This window comes from Streptomyces sp. NPDC059092 (genome assembly GCF_042756365.1).
GTDB lineage: Bacteria > Actinomycetota > Actinomycetes > Streptomycetales > Streptomycetaceae > Streptomyces.
Genome location: NZ_JBHZEJ010000033.1, coordinates 44,211 through 63,459, shown reverse-complemented (window position 1 = coordinate 63,459; position 19,249 = coordinate 44,211). Strand labels below are relative to the sequence as shown.

Below are 19,249 nucleotides of genomic sequence, written 5' to 3'. Positions count from 1 at the left end.
CCGTACCGCTGCCAGTCCCTTCCGTCCCTTGCTCGTCGCTCCCTGCCGGTCTGCCGATCACGGAATCCACGCGGAGATACTTGTGACCCACCCCCGCCCCACGGGGTCCGGCGTTCCCGCGCCGGGCGCCGTCCCCGCCACCGCCGACGTCGTACTGCCCTGTCTCGACGAGGCCCTCGCCCTGCCCTGGGTCCTGGAGCGCCTGCCGGCCGGCTGGCGCGCGATCGTGGTCGACAACGGCTCGTCCGACGGCTCCGCGGAGATCGCCGCGGCGCTCGGCGCGACGGTGGTGCACGAGCCCCGGCGTGGTTTCGGGGCCGCCTGCCACGCCGGACTGCTCGCCGCCGAGGCAGAGTTCGTCTGCTTCTGCGACTGCGACGCCTCCCTGGACCCCGGGCTGCTGACCGCCTTCGTCACCGAGGTGGCGGCGGGCCGGTCCGATCTGGTGCTGGGCCGTCGCCGTCCCGAGCGACGCTCGGCCTGGCCGGCGCACGCGCGCGCCGGGAATCTCGCGCTGGCCCGTATGACGCGCCGCAGAACGGGGCTGCCGCTGCGTGACCTCGGACCGCTGCGGGCGACCCGCCGTGGGGCGCTGCTCGGGCTCGGTCTCACCGACCGGCGCAGCGGCTATCCCCTGGAGATGGTCGTACGGGCCGCCGACGCGGGGTGGCGAGTCACGGAACACGATGTTCCGTATCTGGCCCGGGCCGGGAAGTCGAAGGTGACCGGCACCTGGCGCGGCACCTGGCAGGCGGTGCGTGACATGCGAGGCGTGCTCGCCGAGCCACCTCGCGCGGCAGCGAAGACCACGGCGACAGCGACGACGGGCTTGCGATGACCACGCTGCTCGTGATCGCCAAGGCACCCCTGCCGGGCCGGGTCAAGACCCGGCTCACCCCACCGTTCACCCCCGAGGAGGCCGCCGCCCTCGCCGAAGCGGCGCTCGCCGACACCCTCGCCGCCGTGCTGGCCGCACCCGCCCGCCGCCGGGTGCTCGTTCTCGACGGTACTCCGGGCCCCTGGCTGCCACCGGGCGTCGAAGTGATCCGGCAGTCGGCGGGCCCGCTGGACGAACGGCTCGCCGCCGCCTTCGGGCAGTGCGCCGGGCCCGCGCTGCTCGTCGGAATGGACACGCCGCAACTCACCCCCGAACTGCTGGCCCCCGCCCTGTCGCCGGACGCCTGGCAGGAGTGTGACGCCTGGTTCGGACCCGCCACCGACGGCGGGTTCTGGGCACTCGGACTCGCCGCGCCGAAGCCGGAGCTGCTGCGGGGCGTCCCCATGTCGATGCCCGAGACCGGGGCGGTGCAGCGCCGGCGGCTCACCGCCGCGGGGCTCGTCGTACGCGATCTTCCGGAACTCCGCGACGTGGACACCGCGCAGGACGCGGCGCTGGTCGCGACCCTCGCCGCGGACAGCCGCTTCGCGGCGGCCCACCGTCGGCTCGCCGCCGCGGGTGTGCGGTGACCGGCGCCCACACCGGAGGTGGGGCGGTACGGATCCGCCCCACGGCTCCCTGGCAGGCCGACCCGTACACCGAGGCGCTGCGCGCGGGACGTGGCCCGCTCTTCCTGCGGCGTTCCGACGGCCGACTGCTGCCCCTGGAGGTGGAACGCTGGTGCGCGGCGCCGGACGCGGCGGACCTGACCGTGCTGGAGCGGTGTCGCGGCGCGGTGCTCGACATCGGCTGCGGCCCCGGCCGAATCGTCACCGCGCTGACCGCTCGACGCGGCACCGTGCTCGGCATCGACGTCAGTCCGGCGGCCGTGGCACGCACCGTCCACACCGGCGGCAGCGCGATGGTCGGCTCGGTGTTCGAACCACTGCCTCACGAGGGGAGCTGGGACACGGGACTCCTCCTCGACGGCAACATCGGCATCGGTGGCGACCCCAAGGCACTGCTCACCCGCGCCACTCAAATCCTCGGCCCGTCAGCCTCACTGATCGTGGAAACCGCGTTGTCGGACGGAGCCGGAGCCGAAGACCTGGACGAACAGTTCCAGGCACAGCTCGACAACGGCACGGGCGCGTCAGGACCGGTGTTCACCTGGGCACGGCTGGGAGCCGAAGCCCTGGTCCGCTACAGCCGCACCACCTGCTGGACACCGACGGAACAGTGGACGGCAGGAGGACGCTCCTTCGTCGCCCTACGGCGACAGAAACGAAACCTGCCCAACCTGCCCTGATATGGCGGTGGTTGGAGAGGTTCCAGGCTTCCGGGACGGCGGTACCACTGGCTGTCCACCTGCCTCCGCGGCGTCCGTTCATGGCGCCTTGGACGTTCTCCTGCCCCAGCCCCAACCCCGAGAAGCCCCAGTCGCCCACACAAGGAGCACCACCGGCCGGCGGCGCCGATCGGCGGCCAGGCGAAACCTGCTCGTCAGCCGCCCGACGCGGTCAGGAAACGTTCAGGTACGTCCTGGGAGCGTCGCCTCCATGACCACCAACACGCATGCAGCCCGGTCGTACTCCCGGCATCGGCGGATGGCGAACAAGGTTCCCGAGGTCACCCTGTACTTCTGGGTGATCAAAGTGCTGTGCACGACCGTCGGCGAGACCGCCGCCGACCTCCTGAACGCGGACCTGGGCCTGGGTCTGGCCACCACCTCGTACGTCATGGCCGGTCTGCTGGCCGTCGCTCTGGTCGTCCAGTTCCGCGCCCGGGCCTATGTGCCGTGGGTGTACTGGCTCGCCGTCGTGCTCATCAGCGTGGTCGGTACGCTGATCACCGACAATCTCACCGACAACCTCGGAGTCCCGCTGGAGACGACGACGGCGGTGTTCGCCGTGGCCCTCGCCCTCACCTTCGCCGCCTGGTACCTGAGCGAGCGGACTCTGTCGATCCACACCATCCGGACCGGCCGGAGGGAAGCCTTCTACTGGCTCGCGATCCTGTTCACGTTCGCCCTCGGCACCGCGGCCGGGGATCTGACCGCCGAGCGTCTCAACGTGGGGTACTGGCTGTCCGCCGTCCTCTTCGCCGGTCTGATCGCCCTCGTGGCCCTCGCGCACCACTCGCTGGACCTCAACGCCGTGTGGTCGTTCTGGATCGCCTACGTGCTGACCCGGCCGCTCGGTGCCTCGCTGGGCGACTACCTGTCCCAGCCACGGGCCGACGGCGGTCTCGGGCTCGGCGCGGTCGGCACCAGTGTCCTGTTCCTCGCGGTCATTCTCGGTCTGGTCGTCTTTCTGTCCCGCACCGAGCGGGACGTGGCTGTGGCGGAGCCGATCAGCCCGCGGGCAGGCTGACGGCGAACGAGGCACCGGGGCCCACACCCGAGAACGTGATGTCTCCGCCGGCGGCGCGGGCGAGGCGCCTGGCCAGCGCCAGGCCCAACCCCGCGCCGTCGTGACCGTCGCCGGGATCCGCGCGGCGGCCGGGCTCGAACAGCGAGGACCGGAACTCTTCGGGGACCCCGGGCCCGTCGTCGACGACGTACAGCGTGATCCGTCCGGCGCCCGCCGCACATCTGACGGTCACCGCGTGCCGGGCGTAGCGGCGCGCGTTGTCCAGCAGGGGCGTCAGAATGCGCTCGGCGACCTCCTCCGAGACCCCGATGTCCACCCGGTCTCCCCAGATCGTCACTGTCGGGGAGCCGGGGCCCTCGGCGCGGTCCCGTGCGAGCAGCCGGTGGATCAGATCGGGGAAGCGGCAGCGGCCGGGAGCCGGCGACTCGCGGGTGCGGACCTCGGAGAGCAGGAAGTCGCAGATCTGCCGCATCGTCGCCGCGGCGTCGGCGATGGCCTCATGGGAAGCCCGCTGCTCGGACTCTTCGCGGGGCCGGAGGTTCAGCCAGTCGATTTCGGCGGTGACGCGGGCCAGCGGGGTGCGCAGTTCGTGCGACAACTCGGCCGCCTGGTGCTGTTCGTGACGCAGGACGGCGGCCAGTCGGTCCAGCAGGACGTCGAGATTGGCGGCGAGTGCGGCGAGTTCGGCGGGCCGTCCGGCGGAGCCGAAGCGTTCCGGGGCCGCGGACCCGCTCCATCGGGCGGCCTGGTCACTCATCACGGCGACAGGTCGCAGAGCGTGCCGGACCACCAGCCGGGTGAGCAGGTAGCTGCCACCCAGCAGGGCCACGGCCAGGGCGGTGGACGCCACGAGCGCCGTATCGGCCGTACTGCGGTACGGGTCCAGGCTCACCGACGCCACGACCGTCCCCGCCTGGCCCGAGCCGTCCGCCTTCGCGACGGGGAGCGCGTACAGCCGCCAAGGCCCGGGGCCCGGACTGTCGGCGAAGACATGGCTCTTCCCAGCCAGCAGATCCGCCTGTCGCCGCAGTGGGCCGGACGCGCCGGAGGGCTTCTCGACGGCCTGTCGACCTTGATAGATCCAGACACCGGTGTCCAGAGCCTGGTCCTGTGCGGGCTCCCGCACGACGAGTCGGCCGTCCGGCCGGGCCTCGACAGTGGCGCCGACCGCTTCCGCGCGGGTGCGCACCACGTCGTCGGCCTGTTGGCGGAGCCGGTTGTCCAGGGCGAGGTTGAACGCGGTCGTGAGGACCGCGATCCACAGGGCGCCGGCGACCAGCGCCATCAGCGCGAGACGGCCTCGCAGGGTGGGTGCCGCACGGAGGCGTCTCATCCGAAGCGGTATCCGATCCCTCGGACCGTATGGATACGGTGCGGACAGTCCGCCTCGCGCAGCTTCCGCCGCAACCTTGCAAGGTACTGGTCGAGCGTGTTGTCGCTGACCTGCGCGCCCTCCGGCCAGCCTGCCCGCAGGAGCGCTCGTCGGCGGACGGCTGCGCCCGGCTCCGCCATCAAGCGGGCGAGGAGACGGAATTCGGTGGGCGTGAGGGCGACAGGGCGGTCGTGGACGCTCAGTTCGTGCCGGACCGGATCGAGGCGGAGGGCCCCCGTGCCGTCGGTGACGACCTGCGACGGGCCCACCCGGCTGAGTACCGCGCGCAGCCGCGCGGCCAGTTCGCTCAGGTGGAAGGGCTTGACCAGATAGTCGTCGCCGCCGGACGCGAAGCCGGAGAGCCGGTCCGTGAGGTTCCCGCGGGCGGTCAGGAAGATGACCGGGGCGGTGATGCCCGCACCGCGCATGGCCTGGCACACGTCCCGGCCGTCCGAGTCGGGCAGCCCGATGTCGAGCACCACCGCGTCCACGGACCGGTCGACCGTCCGCAGGGCGACGGCGCCGTCCGGGGCGGTCACGACGTCGAAGTCCTCGTCGCGCAGGCCGCGGGCCAGCACGTCGCGAAGGCCGTGGTCGTCCTCCACGATCAGAACGCGGGCGAGTGTCACCATGTCAGTCCCACTCCTGGATCAGCGGCGGACGGGGCGGCGAACAGCGGGGGCCGTCGACGCGTGCTTGGCCCGAGGCCGGTACGGGCCCGTCCTGCGCCCGACACGAAACGTCGTCGGTCATCCCTCTGCGGGCCGGCAGGGTGAAGCGGGTGGGTGCCCGTCGGGTCGGACTGAGCCGTGCCCCCGTGCTGTCGACGCGATCGGCGGTGCGGGGGAGCCCGATTCCCCGTCCCGGCCCGATGGTGGTGCCGCGCTCGAAGAGCGCCGTCGCGTCCGTGGCGAGGCGTCCCTCGTCGACAGCATCGCCGGCCAGGACGTCGCCGGTCTCCCGCAGGGTCACCGCGACGGTTCCCCTGCCGTGCCTCCGTGCGTCGCGCAGGAGGGTGTCGGGGACCTGGGCCGTGGTCGGGCCGGGGACGGCCGGCGCGGCGGCCGTCCGGTCGATGACGGGTTCAAGGCGGCGGCCTCCCTGGACGGCGTGCGGCACGGCCGACAGGGCGAGGGCGACGGCTGCCGCCACCAGGGCCACCCGGACCACACGCTGTCTCATGGGGTACATCATGGGGCGCTTCACGGGCGTGGCCGGTTCACGCCGTGCGATTTCACCAACGCCGCCGAATGTTGTCCTTGACGGCGTCCCGGATCGGGGTGGATCCGGGACGAGCGACGTTCCGGTCCTCAGGCGCGAAGTCCCAGGCGCCCGCGCGTGCCTGTGCGAGTACCGGCAGCCGGTCGTCACAGCGGCCTGACCGACACCCCGGCGCACGGGACGGCTCGGTGGCCCGGCATCAGGTGGAGCGCGGCCTTCCCCGGCCAGGTCATCGCGGGCAGCTTCGTCGTCGACACGAAGCTGCCCGCCTGAGCTCGCGTACGGCGTACGGCCCGCGGCGCACCACTTGAGCGGCGCGTTCGTGGTCCCAGGTGGGTGACATCGGCTCGATGATCCCCTCGGAGTCGATGGGCGAGGTGCTCGACCGGCCGCCGGCCGCCGGTCAGTGCTGGTCGAGCAGTCGCTTGGAGCTGTGCCGGAAGGCCCGGATGATGACCAGCGCGGCCAGCACCGTCAGCGGAGTACCCATCGCGATCTTCGCGAACGCCAGCCAGCCGGTGAAGTCATGCATGTAGAGCCACTGCTTGACGACGAACCGCGCGCCGAACACAATCGCCGCGAAGAACGTGGCGATGTCGTGTGCCCGCAGCACCGATCGGTCCTCCCGCCAGGCGTGCGTACCGTGGTGCATGGCGTTCCACACGACCCCGGTCAGTGGCCGACGCGCAAGGACCGAGCCGAACGTGACGACGAAACAGGCCAGAGCGACCCAGATGCCGAGTACGAAGAAGTCTTTCGCCGACCCGGTCCAGGCGGTGATGCCCGCGGCGATCGCGATGCCGGACAGTCCGCCGACCGCGGACGCGAAGCGTTCCCCGCGCAGCATCCGGAACGCGGTGATCGCCAGCCCGGTGACGACCGCAAGCGTGATGGTCACCGACAGCGACAGGAAGGTGTTGGCCATGACGAAGATCACGACCGGAATGGTCGAGTAGACGAATCCCATCGGACCACCCATGGCGTCGAGCACCGTGGGCTTCGGATCGGCCTTCGGGTCGACGGTCGGCGGTGTCGAGGGCAGCGCCGTGTCCGGGGCCGCGGTCGCGGTGGCGTTTGCGTGGTATTCGTGGGTTCCGTCGCGGTCCCGGTCCTCATTGGCGGCTGTCATTGCGTTCTCCTGAGCAGTTGATCTCATCGGTGGTTTCCCGGTTTTCGTCCGACCGTGCGGTCCACTTCGTACCCGCCGGAGGCTTCATCAGGCAAACGAAGTTGCCGTCACGTCCAGTTGTGCGGGTCGTACGAATCGCTGAGGGCGACAGCGAGGGTGCGTCAAAGGGGTTCGGCGGATTCGGCACCGCCGGGAGCGTCGGGGCAGTCGGTCCTGACCACGCTCCGCCGTGCCCCCGCCGGAGCCCCGGGGCAGCTGACGTGCTCGAACCGCTCCAGGACCTCGCCGACGCCGTGGCCGACCGACCGCTACCCCCTCGTCGTCGACGGCCTGGGGCGCGTGGTGACCGCACTGAGCCTGGACCTTCCCGCCCGTCCGTACCCTGGCCACCGCTCCGGCCCTCGGTATGCCCCACGGCCCCGCTGTCCGCGGCTCCTACGACCGGCCACCCGCGCCGGAGTCCTTCACCGGTGGATGCCGTCGTCCTCGTACCGTCGACCACGCGGGGTGGCGATCGCGTCGAGCGCCGCCAGGCAGGCGGACACGAGGCCCTTCGGCTTCCGCTCCTACGGCGACGGTCCGCTTCACCATGGCGAAACCGCTCACTTCACCGCTGCCGACGGAGAGGGCCGTACCGTTCCCCCTCTTGACAGCCGCTCACCTCGGGGTGATTAGCTGTGAACTCCCTGTCGTGGACATGCTCAGGAGGACCTGATGCGCCCCACCCGTTGGCTCGCAGGCATCGTTCCCCTCGGGCTCCTCGGCACACTGATCCTCGGGCAGGCCGCGACCGCCGCCGAGGGCGTCACCGGGGTGACGGCCGATCAACCGTCCACGCTCGGCCGCCCCCTCATCGGCGGCGCCGACCCCAGCATCATCAAGGTCGGTGACCTCCATGTCTCCGTCAAGTCCGTGGACGGCGGCATCGCGGTGCGGTCGGCGCCCACCCTGGAGGGCGTCGCCACCGCGCCCAAGCACCAGGTGTGGCGGGACACCGGCAACCTCGGCGAGGTCTGGGCCCCGGAGATCGTGCACCACGACGGTCAGTACCACATCTACTTCGGCGCCGGCAGCGGTGCGGCCCACCGGATGTACCACATCAGCTCAGCCGCCCCGGACACCGGCTACTCCGCCGCCACCAAGGTCGCCCTGCCCGCTGACAAGTGGGCCATCGACGGAGCTCCCTTCACCTTCGGCGGCCAGCGCTGGTTCGTGTGGTCCGGCTGGTCCGGCGACACCAACGTCGAGCAGAACCTGTACATCGCCCGGATGAGCAGCCCCACCACGACCACCGGCGGCCGTTACGTCCTGTCGCAGCCGCGCGAGCCATGGGAACGGGTCGTGGGCAACCCCTACATCAACGAGGCACCCCAGCCGATCGTCGACCCCAACGGACAGTTGCACATCACGTACTCCGCGAACGGCAGTTGGAGCAGCCAGTACTGCATCGCCGACCTGCGGCTGCGGGCCGGCGGCGATCCCACGTACATCTGGGACTGGTACAAGAGCAACGGCTGCCTGTTCGGCTCGCACGCCTCGACCATGATGCCGGGCTGGGACCCCACACTGAACGTCGACGGCCCCGGCCACCACACATTCGTCCTGCCGCGCGGCGACGTCAACGCCGGGCCGCCGTCCGGCAACCGGTTCCCGACCATGTTCCACGCGGTCGCCAAAGGCACACCGTATGCGTGGTCCAACCGCTACTGGTACACCGGCACGGCCGTCTGGTGGGGCAACACCACATACCGCCGGGCCAACGTCCCCGGCGCCACCACCAACGTCGGGTACAGCCTCAAGTTCTTCGAGTGAGAACCGTCCCCGAACTCGTCGCGACCGCCACCGCGAGCCGCCGGCACGCCGCCACACAGCCACGCCTCCCGCCGCCTCGCAATTCGACCGGCGACCAACCGCGGTTGACGTGAGACCGAGCCACGGTGGAGGTGAGAAGTCGCCGTGGCGCTCGCCCGGTCGCTCCGTGCCCGTCGCTCCAGAGGTACACGCCCGGAACGCCACACGGGGGTCGCCGCCACCTGGCCAGGCGCACAGGCCGACCCCGGGACAGGCCTCGCGGGCCGGAGTCGACCCGGGCGCCGGAGCCGGGCCCGGTGACGGCCACGCGCGCCCAAACTCTTGACGTGCATCCGACAACGGTGCATTGATGTGGCCAGGCCCCCGGAATCGACGCGCACCAGTCCGGCCACGAATGGGAGCGCTCCCATGATTTTTGGAGGGCCGCCGTCCGCTCGCTCCGCATGCACGGGAAGGGACCTTGGATATGCGGAACAGCACAGCTCTACGGGCGCTCCTCGCCGTTCTCGCACTCACCGCCGCCCTGCTCACCGCGCTGGTCGCGCACCCGGGCACCACCGCGTCCGCGGCGGCCGATCCCGTACGGATCATGCCGCTCGGGGACTCGATCACCGGGTCGCCCGGCTGCTGGCGGTCCGTGCTCTGGAACCGCCTTCAGGATTCCGGTTACTCCTCGATCGACTTCGTCGGCACGCTCGGCCCGCAGGGGTGCGGGCAGCCGTACGACGGGGACAACGAGGGGCACGGCGGCTTCCTCGCGACCAATGTGGCCGCGCAGAACCAGCTTCCCGGCTGGCTCGACGCGACTCACCCGGACGTCGTTGTCATGCACTTCGGCACCAATGACATATGGAGCAACATCGCGCCCGACCGGATCCTGGCGGCGTTCGACACGCTCGTCGGCCAGATGCGGGCGAGCAACCCCGACATGAAGATCCTCGTCGCCCAGCTCATCCCGATGAATCCGAGTTCCTGCGCCGAGTGCGCCCAGCGGGTGGTCGACCTCAACAGCCGTATCCCCGCCTGGGCGGCCGGGCGGACCACCGCGCGGTCGCCGGTGGCCGTCGTGGACCAGTGGACCGGTTTCAGTACCGCCGCCGACACCAATGACGGCGTCCATCCCAACAGCTCCGGCGACGCCAAGATCGCCGCCCGCTGGTATCCGGCGCTGACCCCGCTGCTGACGCCCGGCACCTCGACACCGACGCCCACTCCGACCCCGACCGGTCCGGGTGGAGCCGGGTGCGGCGCGTCGGTCAAGACCGTCTCCGCCTGGCAGGGCGGCTACCAGGCGGAGGTGACCGTGGTGAACAACGGCGCCGCCGCGCTGCGAAGTTGGTCCGTCGGGCTCACGCTGCCGGGCGGCGAGGCCGTCACCCAGATATGGAACGGGGTCCTGACCGCGACCAACGGTGGCGCGACGGTCGGCAATGTGTCCTGGAACGGCGCGCTCGGCTCCGGTGCCTCCACGGCCTTCGGATTCATCGCCAGCCGGCCGGGGACCGCCACCCCTGCCGCGCAGGTCACCGGCTGCACCGCCGGCTGAGGCGCCGCCGTGCGCGGAACGTGCTCGGTTCCGCAGCGGCGTGGCCCCTCAACCCCGGCCTGACGCATCAGCACGCCCGCACCGTCCACGTATCCAGGAGACCCGTATGCGTTCACGATCCATGAATCCGCGACCCCCCACCCGGACTTCCCGGGCCACGCTCCTCGGCCTGCTGCTCTCCGTCCTCCCACTCCTCGCTCTGGGACTGACCGCCCCGCCCGCCCAGGCGGCCGTCCGGGCCACCGGTCTGCACATCAGCGGCGGACGGCTACTGGAGGGCAACGGCAACGACTTCGTCATGCGGGGGGTCAACCACGCCCACACCTGGTATCCGGGCCGGACCACGTCCTCGCTGAGCGACATCAAGGCCCTCGGCGCCAACACCGTCCGGGTGGTGCTGAGCACCGGCGATCAGTGGACCAGGAACGATGCCACCGACGTGGCGAACATCGTCGCGCAGTGCAAGCAGAACAAGCTGATCTGTGTGCTGGAGGCACATGACACCACTGGTTACGGCGAGCAGAGCGCCGCGGTCTCCCTCTCCCGCGCCGCCGACTACTGGATCAGTGTGCAGAGCGCGCTGACCGGCCAGGAGAACTACGTCGTCGTCAACATCGGCAACGAGCCCTACGGCAACACCAACTACGCGGGCTGGACGGCCGACACCAAAGCGGCGATCCAACGGCTGCGGAGCGCCGGTTTCGCTCACACCCTGATGGTCGACGGGCCGAACTGGGGCCAGGACTGGTCCTTCACCATGCGGGACAACGCGGCGTCGGTCTTCGCCGCCGACCCCGACCGCAACACCATGTTCTCGATCCACATGTACGGCGTCTTCGACACGGCGGCCGAGATCTCCTCGTATCTGAACAGTTTCGTCAGCGCCAAACTACCCATTCTGGTGGGTGAGTTCGGCCATCTGCACTCGGACGGCGACCCGGACGAGGACGCCATCATGTCCACCACCCAGTCGCTCGGTCTCGGCTACCTCGGCTGGTCGTGGAGTGGCAACGGTGGTGGTGTGGAGTATCTCGACATGGCCATCGGCTTCGACCCGAACGCGCTGAGCACCTGGGGCCGGCGCATCTTCCGGGGTGCCGACGGGATCGCCGCCACCGCCAAGCAGGCGACCGTGTACGGCGGTTCGTCCGGCGGGGACACCACGGCGCCCACCACCCCGGGGACTCCGGGCGCCTCCGACGTGACCGCCTCCTCGGTCACCCTGTCCTGGGCCGCCTCCAGCGACGCGGTGGGGGTGACGGCGTACGACGTGGTCCGCGTCAGCGGGGCGGCCGAGACGAGCGTGGCGTCCTCGGCCACCGCGTCGGTGACCGTCACCGGGCTGTCGGCCGCCACGGCCTACGACTTCGCCGTCTACGCGCGGGACGCGGCGGGCAACCGGTCGGCGCGGTCGGCGACCGTACGGGTGACCACCGCGCCGGGCGGCGGGTCGACGGCCTCGTGCGCGGTCGCCTACACGGTCAGCGGTCAGTGGAGCGGTGGGTTCCAGGGGGAGATCGTGATCCGCAACACCGGCAGCTCCACCGTCAACGGCTGGACGCTCGGCTGGACCTTCCCGAACGGGCAGCGGATCACCAATCTGTGGGGCGGTACCGCGTCCCAGAGCGGGTCCGCGGTCAGTGTGGCCGCCGCCTCCTACACGGCGGTGATCGCACCGAACGCCACGGTCGCCGTGGGGTTCACCGCCTCATGGACGGGGACCAACGGGAAGCCCGCGGCCTTCACGCTGAACGGCGCTTCCTGCGGCGTCGGTTGACGGGTGTCCGGGTGACGGCTGCCGGCCGGCCGCCTCGACCAGCAGCCAGCCCACGGCCGTCATGGCCACGGTGATCGGAGCGGTGACCGGAACCGCGACCAGTACCGCCGAGTGTCCCTCCAGCAGTCCGGCGAAGCCGACGACCGACAGCCCGAGCACACCGAACAGGGTGAGTGTGACACCGAGGGCCGCGCCAGGGCCGCCCCACCGGACGGTCCGGGCGGGCTCCGCGGTGGTTCGGGCGGAAGCCGCGGCCGTACGGGGGCCCGCCGGGCCCGGCGGGCGTTCCGCCGCGCGGAAGACGGCGACCAGCAGCGCGGTGAGCAGGGCCGCCGCGGCCACCCGGACCGGGGTCTGGGCCCACCAGGCCCCGGTCCCCGGCGCCGGGAAGGGCGCGCCGAGACCGAGGGCGAGCGCGTACACCCCGAGCATCGCCGTGAGATGCCAGAGGAAGGCGGTCATCGCGATGCCGTTGGCGGCGACGACCCCACGCCACACCCGGGGGCGGGCCAGCAGCCGGGCGGCGGGGGCACGGAGCAGTTCGACGGCGCCGACCAGCCAGATGCCGTGGCAGAGCAGGGCGAACGTCGGCGGGGCCATGTTGCTGATCTTCTCCCCCGGCATGCCCACCATGGAGAGCGGATACGGTCCGAGGGCGACCAGTGCGGTGGCGGCGACCAGTCCGGTCGCGGCCAGCGCGGCCGGCAGCCGGGGCGTACGCAGCCGGCCGTCCGCCCTGAGGAAGCCGAGTTGGTGGACGGCGAGCCATACGAACGCGAAGTTCAGGAAGGGGACATAGGGCACGGCGAGCGCGAAGCGCAGCAGGTCGACGGTGGCGGCGGCGAGGGTGAGCGCGCCGAACGCGGCCCATCCGTACCGCTCGTGAAGTCTCAGCAGGGGTGGGGTGAGCGCGACCATCGCCAGATAGATCCCGATGAACCAGAGCGGCTGGGCGACCAGCCGTGCCGCGATGTTCGCCAACTGATTTCGCGGAGCCAGTAGTTGCAGCGTGAAGGCCGTGGCGCCCCAGACGGCGGTGAACAGCATGACCGGCCGGAGCAGTCGGCGGAGCCGGGCCCGCAGAAAGGCCGCGTACACGCCCTGTCCGTCGAGCCGGCGGTGCAGTGAGCGGTAGGAGAGGGCGTGCGAGAAGCCGCCCACGAAGAAGAACACGGGCATGATCTGGAGCAGCCAGGTCAGGAGCTGCAGCGAGGGTTCGACCGCCAGCAGATTGCCGACCCCCGCGCGGCCGTCCGGGTCGACGGTCACGGCCGCCATCAGCCAGTGGCCGAGTACGACGGTGCCCAGTGAGGCCACGCGCAGCAGATCGATGTACCGGTCCCGCCCCGCTGGTGTCGCGGCGGCGAGGGCACGTGTGTTCAACTCCATGGCGTCAGCTTCGCGGCGCGGGCGGCCGGGCGGCACGGCCCCCGTACTCAACTCCGTTACCAGGCAACTGAGTACGCGTACTCAGCTCGGGGCCACGACGCGGGAAACGGGCCGCGCCCGGGGAACGGTGTGCGTTCCCCGGGCGCGGCTCGACGCGTGTTTTTCCTTGCCTGCGTGCCTACTTGAGCAGGTACGCCTTCAGGACGGTCACGTCGTAGGTGTTGCCGTTCTTGTCCGTCAGCTTCGCCTTGAAGGAGACCGAGGTGGCCTTCTTCGGGTGGGTCAGCGACAGGCTCTTCTTGCCGTCCTTCGCGGTGGTGACCGGCGCCTTGGTCCACTTGGCGCCGCCGTCGTAGGAGACCTGAACGGCGAGCGACTTGAAGCCCTTGCCGGCGGCGGGGCCCTGGATCGACAGCGGGACGGTGAGCTTCTTACCGGCGGCCGCGGTGCTCGTCAGGTCCAGCTTCGGGGCGAAGCGGACGGTGGAGAGCGGCAGGTCCACGACCGTGTCGGCGGCGGGCTTCTTCGAGGTGAATCCCCAGGCGGCGGTGAGCCGGCTCGTGACGCCCGCGACCTTGCTGGAGCGCGAGGCGTCCGTGCTGATCACGTAGCGGGAGGACTTCGAGGGCAGCGCGTCGGTGTACTGGCAGAGCGGCTCCTTCACGTCGACGAGCTTCTTGCCGTCGGCGCTGATAACGGTCTGCTGCTTGGTCACCGGCGAGGATCCGGTGTGCCCGGCGCCGTCGGTGAACTCCTCGACACAGACCTGCATCTCGTTGTTGAAACGCTGGGCGAGGTTCAACTCGTCCACCTTGGGGCTGAACACACCGACGTTGTACGTCTTCTCGTACGTCTTCTTCGGGGTGTACGTCCTGGCCGGGTCCGAGCCGAGGAACGCTTCGCCGCCGTCGTCCGTGCGGCCCTCCTGGCTGACGAGGAACTCCCAGGTGATGCCCTTGGGCGCGGTGACATACGTCTTCGCCGTGGTGGGCAGCGCGATCGGGGCGCCGCCCGTGCCGATGCCGTACGTCGAGGTGGACCAGAAGGGGTTGACGACGCCGTAGCGGTTCTTGGCGGAGGCGCCGATCTTCAGGTTGAGCAGGGCCAGTTCACTCATGGCCGTCTTGTGGGTGAAGCCGGTGTACATCGAACCGGCGCGCGTGTAGAGCAGGTTGTAGCTGGTGCTGCCCTTCTGCCATACGCCGCCGATCTGGGCGTCGAACTGCTGCTCGGGCAGCGCCGGGCCGACCTGAGCGCTCCTGATGCCCTTGAAGCTGTCCAGGAAGAAGGTGTAACCGACGCTGGTGTCGGGGGTGTTCAGGGAGTAGTTGACGGAGGCGCCACCGACCTTGGCGGACTCCGGGGCGGTGATGGAGACCGGCTTCGCCTTGCGGGCGTCGAAGGTCACCGTCCCGTTCTTGGTGACGGAGTACTTCGGCTGCGTCATCAGTGCCAGGTCCGGGTCGCCGCCGCCCGCCTTCGGGGTCTCGACCGGGGCGTCGATCAGGTACGTGCCCTTCGGCACCCGGATCTTGGCGGTGCCGACGCCGGGCGCGTCCTTCCAGAAATTGCCGTCGTGGCCGTAGACGGAAGCCGTCGATGCGGCGGGCTTGCCCTTGGTGTCGATGAACTTCAGGGTGAGGTCGTAGGCCTCGACCTCACGGTTCACACCGAAGGAGGTACGGACACTCTGGCCGCCCTCGGTGGCCTTGGCGACGAGGGCGCCGGAGTACATGCCGTCCAGGCTGCCGATCCGGGTGTTCGTGGTGAGGCCGACCTTCGCGGTGCCGCCCGCGGGCACGGTGACACGGTCGGCGCCCGCCGTGAAGAAGCCGGCCGGGGCGGGCTTGCCCTTGGGGCCGACGGTCTCCAGCGCGAGATCGAGGGTGACCGGCGTCTTGCCGCTGTTGCGGTAGGTGATCTGCTTGGTCACGGCCTTGTCGTCGGTGTGCGGCCACTGCTGGACGCCGAAGTTCACCGAGGTCTGCTCGCTGACCACGCTCTGGGTGATCGCCTTGGCCACGTCGGCGCGGCCGGTGCCCTGCTGGAACGCGGTCAGGCCGCTGCCGGGCTTCGCGGAGGCGGTCAGCGTCTGCTTGATCCGCTGCCCGCTCCAGTCCGGGTGCTGCTGCGCGAGGAGCGCGGCGGCGCCGGCCACATGCGGGGTCGCCATCGACGTGCCGGACATCGATACGTAGCCGTCGCCGGCCGGGTCACCGATCCGGCCCTGGGCGGCCTTCGCGGCGACGATGTCCACGCCGGGGGCGGTGATGTCGGGCTTGAGGGAGCCGTCGGCCGTCGGGCCGACGCTGGAGAAGTCCGCGATCGCGTCCTTGCGGTCGACCGCGCCGACGGTGAGCGCGGAGGCCGCGCTGCCGGGCGAGCCGATGGTCTCCGCGTCGGGGCCCTCGTTGCCCGCGGCGATGACGAACAGGATGTTCTTCTCCGCGGAGAGCCGGTCGACGGCCGCCTCCAGCGGGTCGACCTCCGCCGTGTCGCCGCCGCCGAGGCTGAGGTTGGCCACCTGCGCACCCTGGTCGGCGGCCCACTGCATGCCCGCGATGATGCCGGAGTCGTCGCCGAAGCCGCTGTCGTCGAGGACCTTCCCGTCGAGGATCTTCGCGCCGGGCGCGACCCCCTTGTACCTCCCGCCGGACTTGGCACCGGAACCGGCGGCGGTCGACGCGACATGCGTGCCGTGGCCGAAGTGGTCGACGGTGTTGCCCGAGCCGGAGAAGTCCTTCTCCGCGATCTCGACGCCCTTGAGGTCCGGGTGCGTCTGGTCGACGCCGGTGTCCAGGACGGCGATCTTCACGCCCTTGCCGTCGTAGCCGGCCTTCCAGGCGGTGGGCGCGCCGATCTGCGGGACGCTCTTGTCCAGGCTCGCGCGGCGCTTGCCGTCCAGCCACACCCGCTCGATACCGGTCGCCGCCGCACGGTCGGCGCCGCGACGCGCGCCGGGGGCCGTGAGCGCGTGCCACACGTCGCCCGAGTCCGTCTTCGGCGCGGTCACCGCCTCGCCCTTGACGGCGGGCAGGTCGCGGCGGACCGAGACGTCCGCGGCCGCGATCGCCGACTTCGCCCGCGCCTTGTCCTTCGTGTACGAGACGATCAGCGGCAGTGTGGAGCGGTGCGCGTCGTCGTACTTGTTCTTGATGAGCCCCGTGACGTCGAACAGCCGCCGGTCCAGGGTGCCCTGGGCGATCAGCGCGCTCGCGTCGGACGGTATGACGTAGGTGGAACCGTCGACCCGCCTGACGGATGTACGTATGCCCTCGCGCCCCTGCGCGGGCTCGACACGGGTCACCCGGCCCTTGCCGTCCACATGCACGCGGTCCCCGGTGATCAGGGTGACCACGGACGAACCGCCCTGTGCCTGGCGGGCCTTCGCCCCGAATGCCTGGGTGGCGGCGGCGTCCCCCGCGGTGTTCCCCGCCGCGCCCTGGCCGGCCGCGGCCGCCCCCGTCGTGAGTCCCGCGGTGAGCAGTGCGGCGACCATGGCCGCGCCGGCCCTGCGTGTGCTTCTGTGCAACTCTCCCCCAATGGCGAAGTAAAGATTCGACAAACCCCGGATCGGTTCAGAAGACGGGAGTTGGGCCTGCCGGGTTCACTCACCCGGTGCGCGGATCCGAGTTTTTCTCCGGTACCGGCGCGCACCACTGGCCCGCCCCGCCCCGTGCCCCTCCGCACCGGAACGCGCGGTCCCGTACCGTCCCCGTGCCCCTCCGGCACCGCCCCCGGCCCGTCCCCGTGCTGCTCAGGGCCTATGCCACACCCCGTCATAGGTCTGCACCCTGGGCCCTGAAGTGGGCCCTCGGACCCTGCCGTTGGGCCCGTGTTCATCTTTAGGCTACCGGCGCTCGGGGGAACGGCGACCGCATGGGTGAGGAGTACGGATGAGGCGCTCCCAAGGGGTGCGCGAGGGGCACGCGCAGGGCAGGCATCCGAGTTATGCCGCCTGTTCCCCCTGTCGCGACAGCAGAGGCCAGACCGGGATCGAGTATCTCGCCCTGCTCGGTGTGATGGTGCTGCTCATCGGCGGGATCTCGGTGGCGACGCTCTCCAGGGCGGAGAACGCGGGTCTGCAGTACGCCGCCTGCCGCGCCATGAACCCGTGGGGTGGGGCCGAGTCCTGCGCCAAGGTCGATGTCTCGGACGGAAAAGACGGGAAGGACGGCAAGGACGGCAAGGACGGCAAGGACGGGGACGGCGAGGACGGGGACGGTGGTGACGGCAAGGGCGACGATCCGGTCGTCCCCGTGGACGACCCCTTCCAGCCCGCCAAGTGCCTGCTCTCCGCCGACCAGACCAAGACCACGGTCGTGGTGCAGATCCTCTTCATCAAGATCAGCAGCTCGGAGCAGATCAAGGTCAGCCAGTGGTCGGACGGCACCGTCACCCTGGAACGTGTCACCGAGACCGGGGGCGGTGTCACCGCGAGCATCTCGGCGGGCATCCCGGGGCTGAAGGACTGGGGCGGCAGCGCCTCGCTGAGCGGCAGCTACATGAAGAGCAGCGGCGGCGGCGGACAGTGGCTGTTCAACGGGAACAAGAGCGACGACCCGCAGGCGGACCTGGAGGCGAACCTTGAGGACGCCAAGCAGTTCGCCGAGTTCCTCAAGGCGGCGGAGAAGTGCCAGAGCCGTCCCGCCGGGGCCCGTTCCGCCGAGCTGGGGATGATATGCAACGCCGGCGCGCAGAAGAAGAGGCCGGACATCGACCCGGAGAAGGCGCCGGACGTCGACATCACCAAGTCCTCCACTGAGCTGTCCGGCGGGGTGAGCTTCGGCAAGTCGTACGCCAAGGACGACAAGGGGGTCAAGGCGCTCAAGGACACCATCGCCAAGGAGGTCACCAAGAACAACCCGAAGGTCAAGGGTGAGGCGCTGGAGAAGCTCATCAAGGAGTCCCAGGGCAAGAGCGTCATCGGTTCGGCCAAGGACACCAAGGACGTCGGCAATGTCTCCGCCGACGGGCTGGCCGGGGCGATGAGCAACGATGTGGTGGTGATGCGCACCAAGACCGGACCCGACGCCGGGAAGATCACCTTCATCTACACGTTCTCCCTCAACGGTACGGTCGGTGCGGTCGCGCAGGCCAAGGGAAGCCGGATGCAGCAGATAGCCGTCACGTACGACGCCGCCGCCTACGACCAGGAGGAGGAGGACGATCAGCCGCACCACCCGGAGAAGCTGGTCATCACCTCCAGCCAGGAGAGCGGCGACGGCCCCGGCGTCCAGGTCGGCGCCGGCGCCAACGCCGGTCCGGTGACGATCGACGTCGGCGGCGGGGGCGGCACCATCAAGTCGCAGGTCCACACCGAGTCGGCCGAGGTCAAGCTCGACAACGACGGGGACAGCCAGGCCGTGGAGGACTGGCTGCGCGGGCGCGGGGACAACCCGGCCGGCAGGCCCATCCCCTCCCCCAGCTCGGCCGCCGAGCCGCTGACCGACGACGCGGGGCCGATCGACCGGCTGCTGCACGACAAGGGGAAGCTGACCCGGCTGGACTACGAGGCCAACACCGACTGGTGGAACGCCTCGCTCGGCATCGGATTCGGCGTCTCCGCAGGGCAGTTCACCCTCGGATTCAAGCTCTTCGGCATCGACATCACGCACGAGGAGCGCAACCAGAAGATCACCGGGAACCCGACCTACGCGACCGGTCCGCAGAGCGGCGGCGGACGTCCCTGGGTCCCGTTCACCAACTGCACGAAGACCACACCGATCGACTCGTGACGGCCGGTGACACGCC

Annotated in this window: 15 protein-coding genes; 9 read left to right on the top strand and 6 right to left on the bottom strand. The window is 70.7% G+C overall.

All coding sequences use genetic code 11. From position 1 onward, the window contains the following. Positions 1 to 82 precede the first annotated feature (82 nt). The 4 genes from ACFXPL_RS20330 (at position 83) to ACFXPL_RS20315 (ending at position 3,249) form a co-directional block, all read left to right on the top strand. Positions 83 to 838, top strand: coding sequence for a glycosyltransferase family 2 protein (locus tag ACFXPL_RS20330; protein ID WP_384921074.1), 756 nt, complete (start codon positions 83 to 85; stop codon positions 836 to 838). Further along, entirely contained in the window at positions 835 to 1,467 is a 633-nt protein-coding gene (locus tag ACFXPL_RS20325) for a DUF2064 domain-containing protein (RefSeq protein WP_384921071.1), read from the top strand. Before ACFXPL_RS20330 ends, ACFXPL_RS20325 begins: the two co-directional genes overlap by 4 nt. Further along, a complete protein-coding gene (locus tag ACFXPL_RS20320; protein WP_384921068.1) occupies positions 1,464 to 2,186 on the top strand; it encodes a methyltransferase domain-containing protein in 723 nt (240 codons plus the stop codon). Before ACFXPL_RS20325 ends, ACFXPL_RS20320 begins: the two co-directional genes overlap by 4 nt. Positions 2,187 to 2,436: 250 nt before the next feature. Continuing rightward, a complete protein-coding gene (locus ACFXPL_RS20315) occupies positions 2,437 to 3,249 on the top strand; it encodes a hypothetical protein (protein ID WP_384921065.1) in 813 nt (270 codons plus the stop codon). On the opposite strand, the gene ACFXPL_RS20310 is transcribed toward ACFXPL_RS20315, so the two are convergent. Genes ACFXPL_RS20310 through ACFXPL_RS20300 form a run of 3 tightly spaced genes read right to left on the bottom strand, consistent with a single transcriptional unit; the run spans position 3,230 to position 5,803 of the window. Then, the gene (locus ACFXPL_RS20310; protein WP_384921062.1) at positions 3,230 to 4,582 is read right to left on the bottom strand and encodes a sensor histidine kinase; all 1,353 of its coding nucleotides are present in this window, start codon (positions 4,580 to 4,582) and stop codon (positions 3,230 to 3,232) included. The two genes, ACFXPL_RS20315 and ACFXPL_RS20310, sit on opposite strands and share 20 nt — an antisense overlap. After that, complete coding sequence (locus ACFXPL_RS20305) at positions 4,579 to 5,253, bottom strand: response regulator transcription factor (RefSeq protein WP_384921059.1); 675 nt, start codon at positions 5,251 to 5,253, stop codon at positions 4,579 to 4,581. Before ACFXPL_RS20305 ends, ACFXPL_RS20310 begins: the two co-directional genes overlap by 4 nt. Before the next feature lies 1 nt (position 5,254). After that, the gene (locus ACFXPL_RS20300) at positions 5,255 to 5,803 is read right to left on the bottom strand and encodes a hypothetical protein (protein ID WP_384921056.1); all 549 of its coding nucleotides are present in this window, start codon (positions 5,801 to 5,803) and stop codon (positions 5,255 to 5,257) included. Between the two features lie 156 nt (positions 5,804 to 5,959). On the opposite strand from ACFXPL_RS20300, the gene ACFXPL_RS20295 reads away from it, so the two are divergent. Then, positions 5,960 to 6,115 (top strand): hypothetical protein, encoded by a 156-nt coding sequence (locus ACFXPL_RS20295; protein ID WP_384921053.1) that lies wholly within the window; start codon positions 5,960 to 5,962, stop codon positions 6,113 to 6,115. A 130-nt stretch (positions 6,116 to 6,245) separates the two neighbouring features. On the opposite strand, the gene ACFXPL_RS20290 is transcribed toward ACFXPL_RS20295, so the two are convergent. Next, positions 6,246 to 6,971, bottom strand: coding sequence for a DUF3159 domain-containing protein (locus ACFXPL_RS20290; RefSeq protein ID WP_384921050.1), 726 nt, complete (start codon positions 6,969 to 6,971; stop codon positions 6,246 to 6,248). Between the two features lie 852 nt (positions 6,972 to 7,823). On the opposite strand from ACFXPL_RS20290, the gene ACFXPL_RS20285 reads away from it, so the two are divergent. From ACFXPL_RS20285 to ACFXPL_RS20275, 3 genes are all read left to right on the top strand, one after another. Then, positions 7,824 to 8,783, top strand: a complete 960-nt coding sequence (locus tag ACFXPL_RS20285; RefSeq protein ID WP_384921133.1) for a glycoside hydrolase family 43 protein — start codon at positions 7,824 to 7,826, stop codon at positions 8,781 to 8,783. 466 nt (positions 8,784 to 9,249) lie between these two features. After that, positions 9,250 to 10,329: a cellulose binding domain-containing protein gene (locus ACFXPL_RS20280; RefSeq protein WP_384921047.1), complete on the top strand. Its 1,080-nt coding sequence runs from the start codon at positions 9,250 to 9,252 to the stop codon at positions 10,327 to 10,329. Positions 10,330 to 10,450: 121 nt separating this feature from the next. Then, positions 10,451 to 12,106, top strand: a complete 1,656-nt coding sequence (locus ACFXPL_RS20275; RefSeq protein WP_384921044.1) for a cellulase family glycosylhydrolase — start codon at positions 10,451 to 10,453, stop codon at positions 12,104 to 12,106. On the opposite strand, the gene ACFXPL_RS20270 is transcribed toward ACFXPL_RS20275, so the two are convergent. Both ACFXPL_RS20270 and ACFXPL_RS20265 read right to left on the bottom strand, forming a co-directional pair. Beyond that, positions 12,038 to 13,495 (bottom strand): acyltransferase, encoded by a 1,458-nt coding sequence (locus tag ACFXPL_RS20270; protein ID WP_384921041.1) that lies wholly within the window; start codon positions 13,493 to 13,495, stop codon positions 12,038 to 12,040. The genes ACFXPL_RS20275 and ACFXPL_RS20270 overlap by 69 nt on opposite strands. A 178-nt stretch (positions 13,496 to 13,673) precedes the next feature. After that, the gene (locus ACFXPL_RS20265; RefSeq protein WP_384921038.1) at positions 13,674 to 17,027 is read right to left on the bottom strand and encodes a S8 family peptidase; all 3,354 of its coding nucleotides are present in this window, start codon (positions 17,025 to 17,027) and stop codon (positions 13,674 to 13,676) included. Positions 17,028 to 17,391: 364 nt separating this feature from the next. Here ACFXPL_RS20265 and ACFXPL_RS20260 point away from each other — a divergent pair, with 364 nt between their 5' ends. Next, a complete protein-coding gene (locus ACFXPL_RS20260; RefSeq protein WP_384921035.1) occupies positions 17,392 to 19,233 on the top strand; it encodes a hypothetical protein in 1,842 nt (613 codons plus the stop codon). Positions 19,234 to 19,249: the final 16 nt, after the last annotated feature.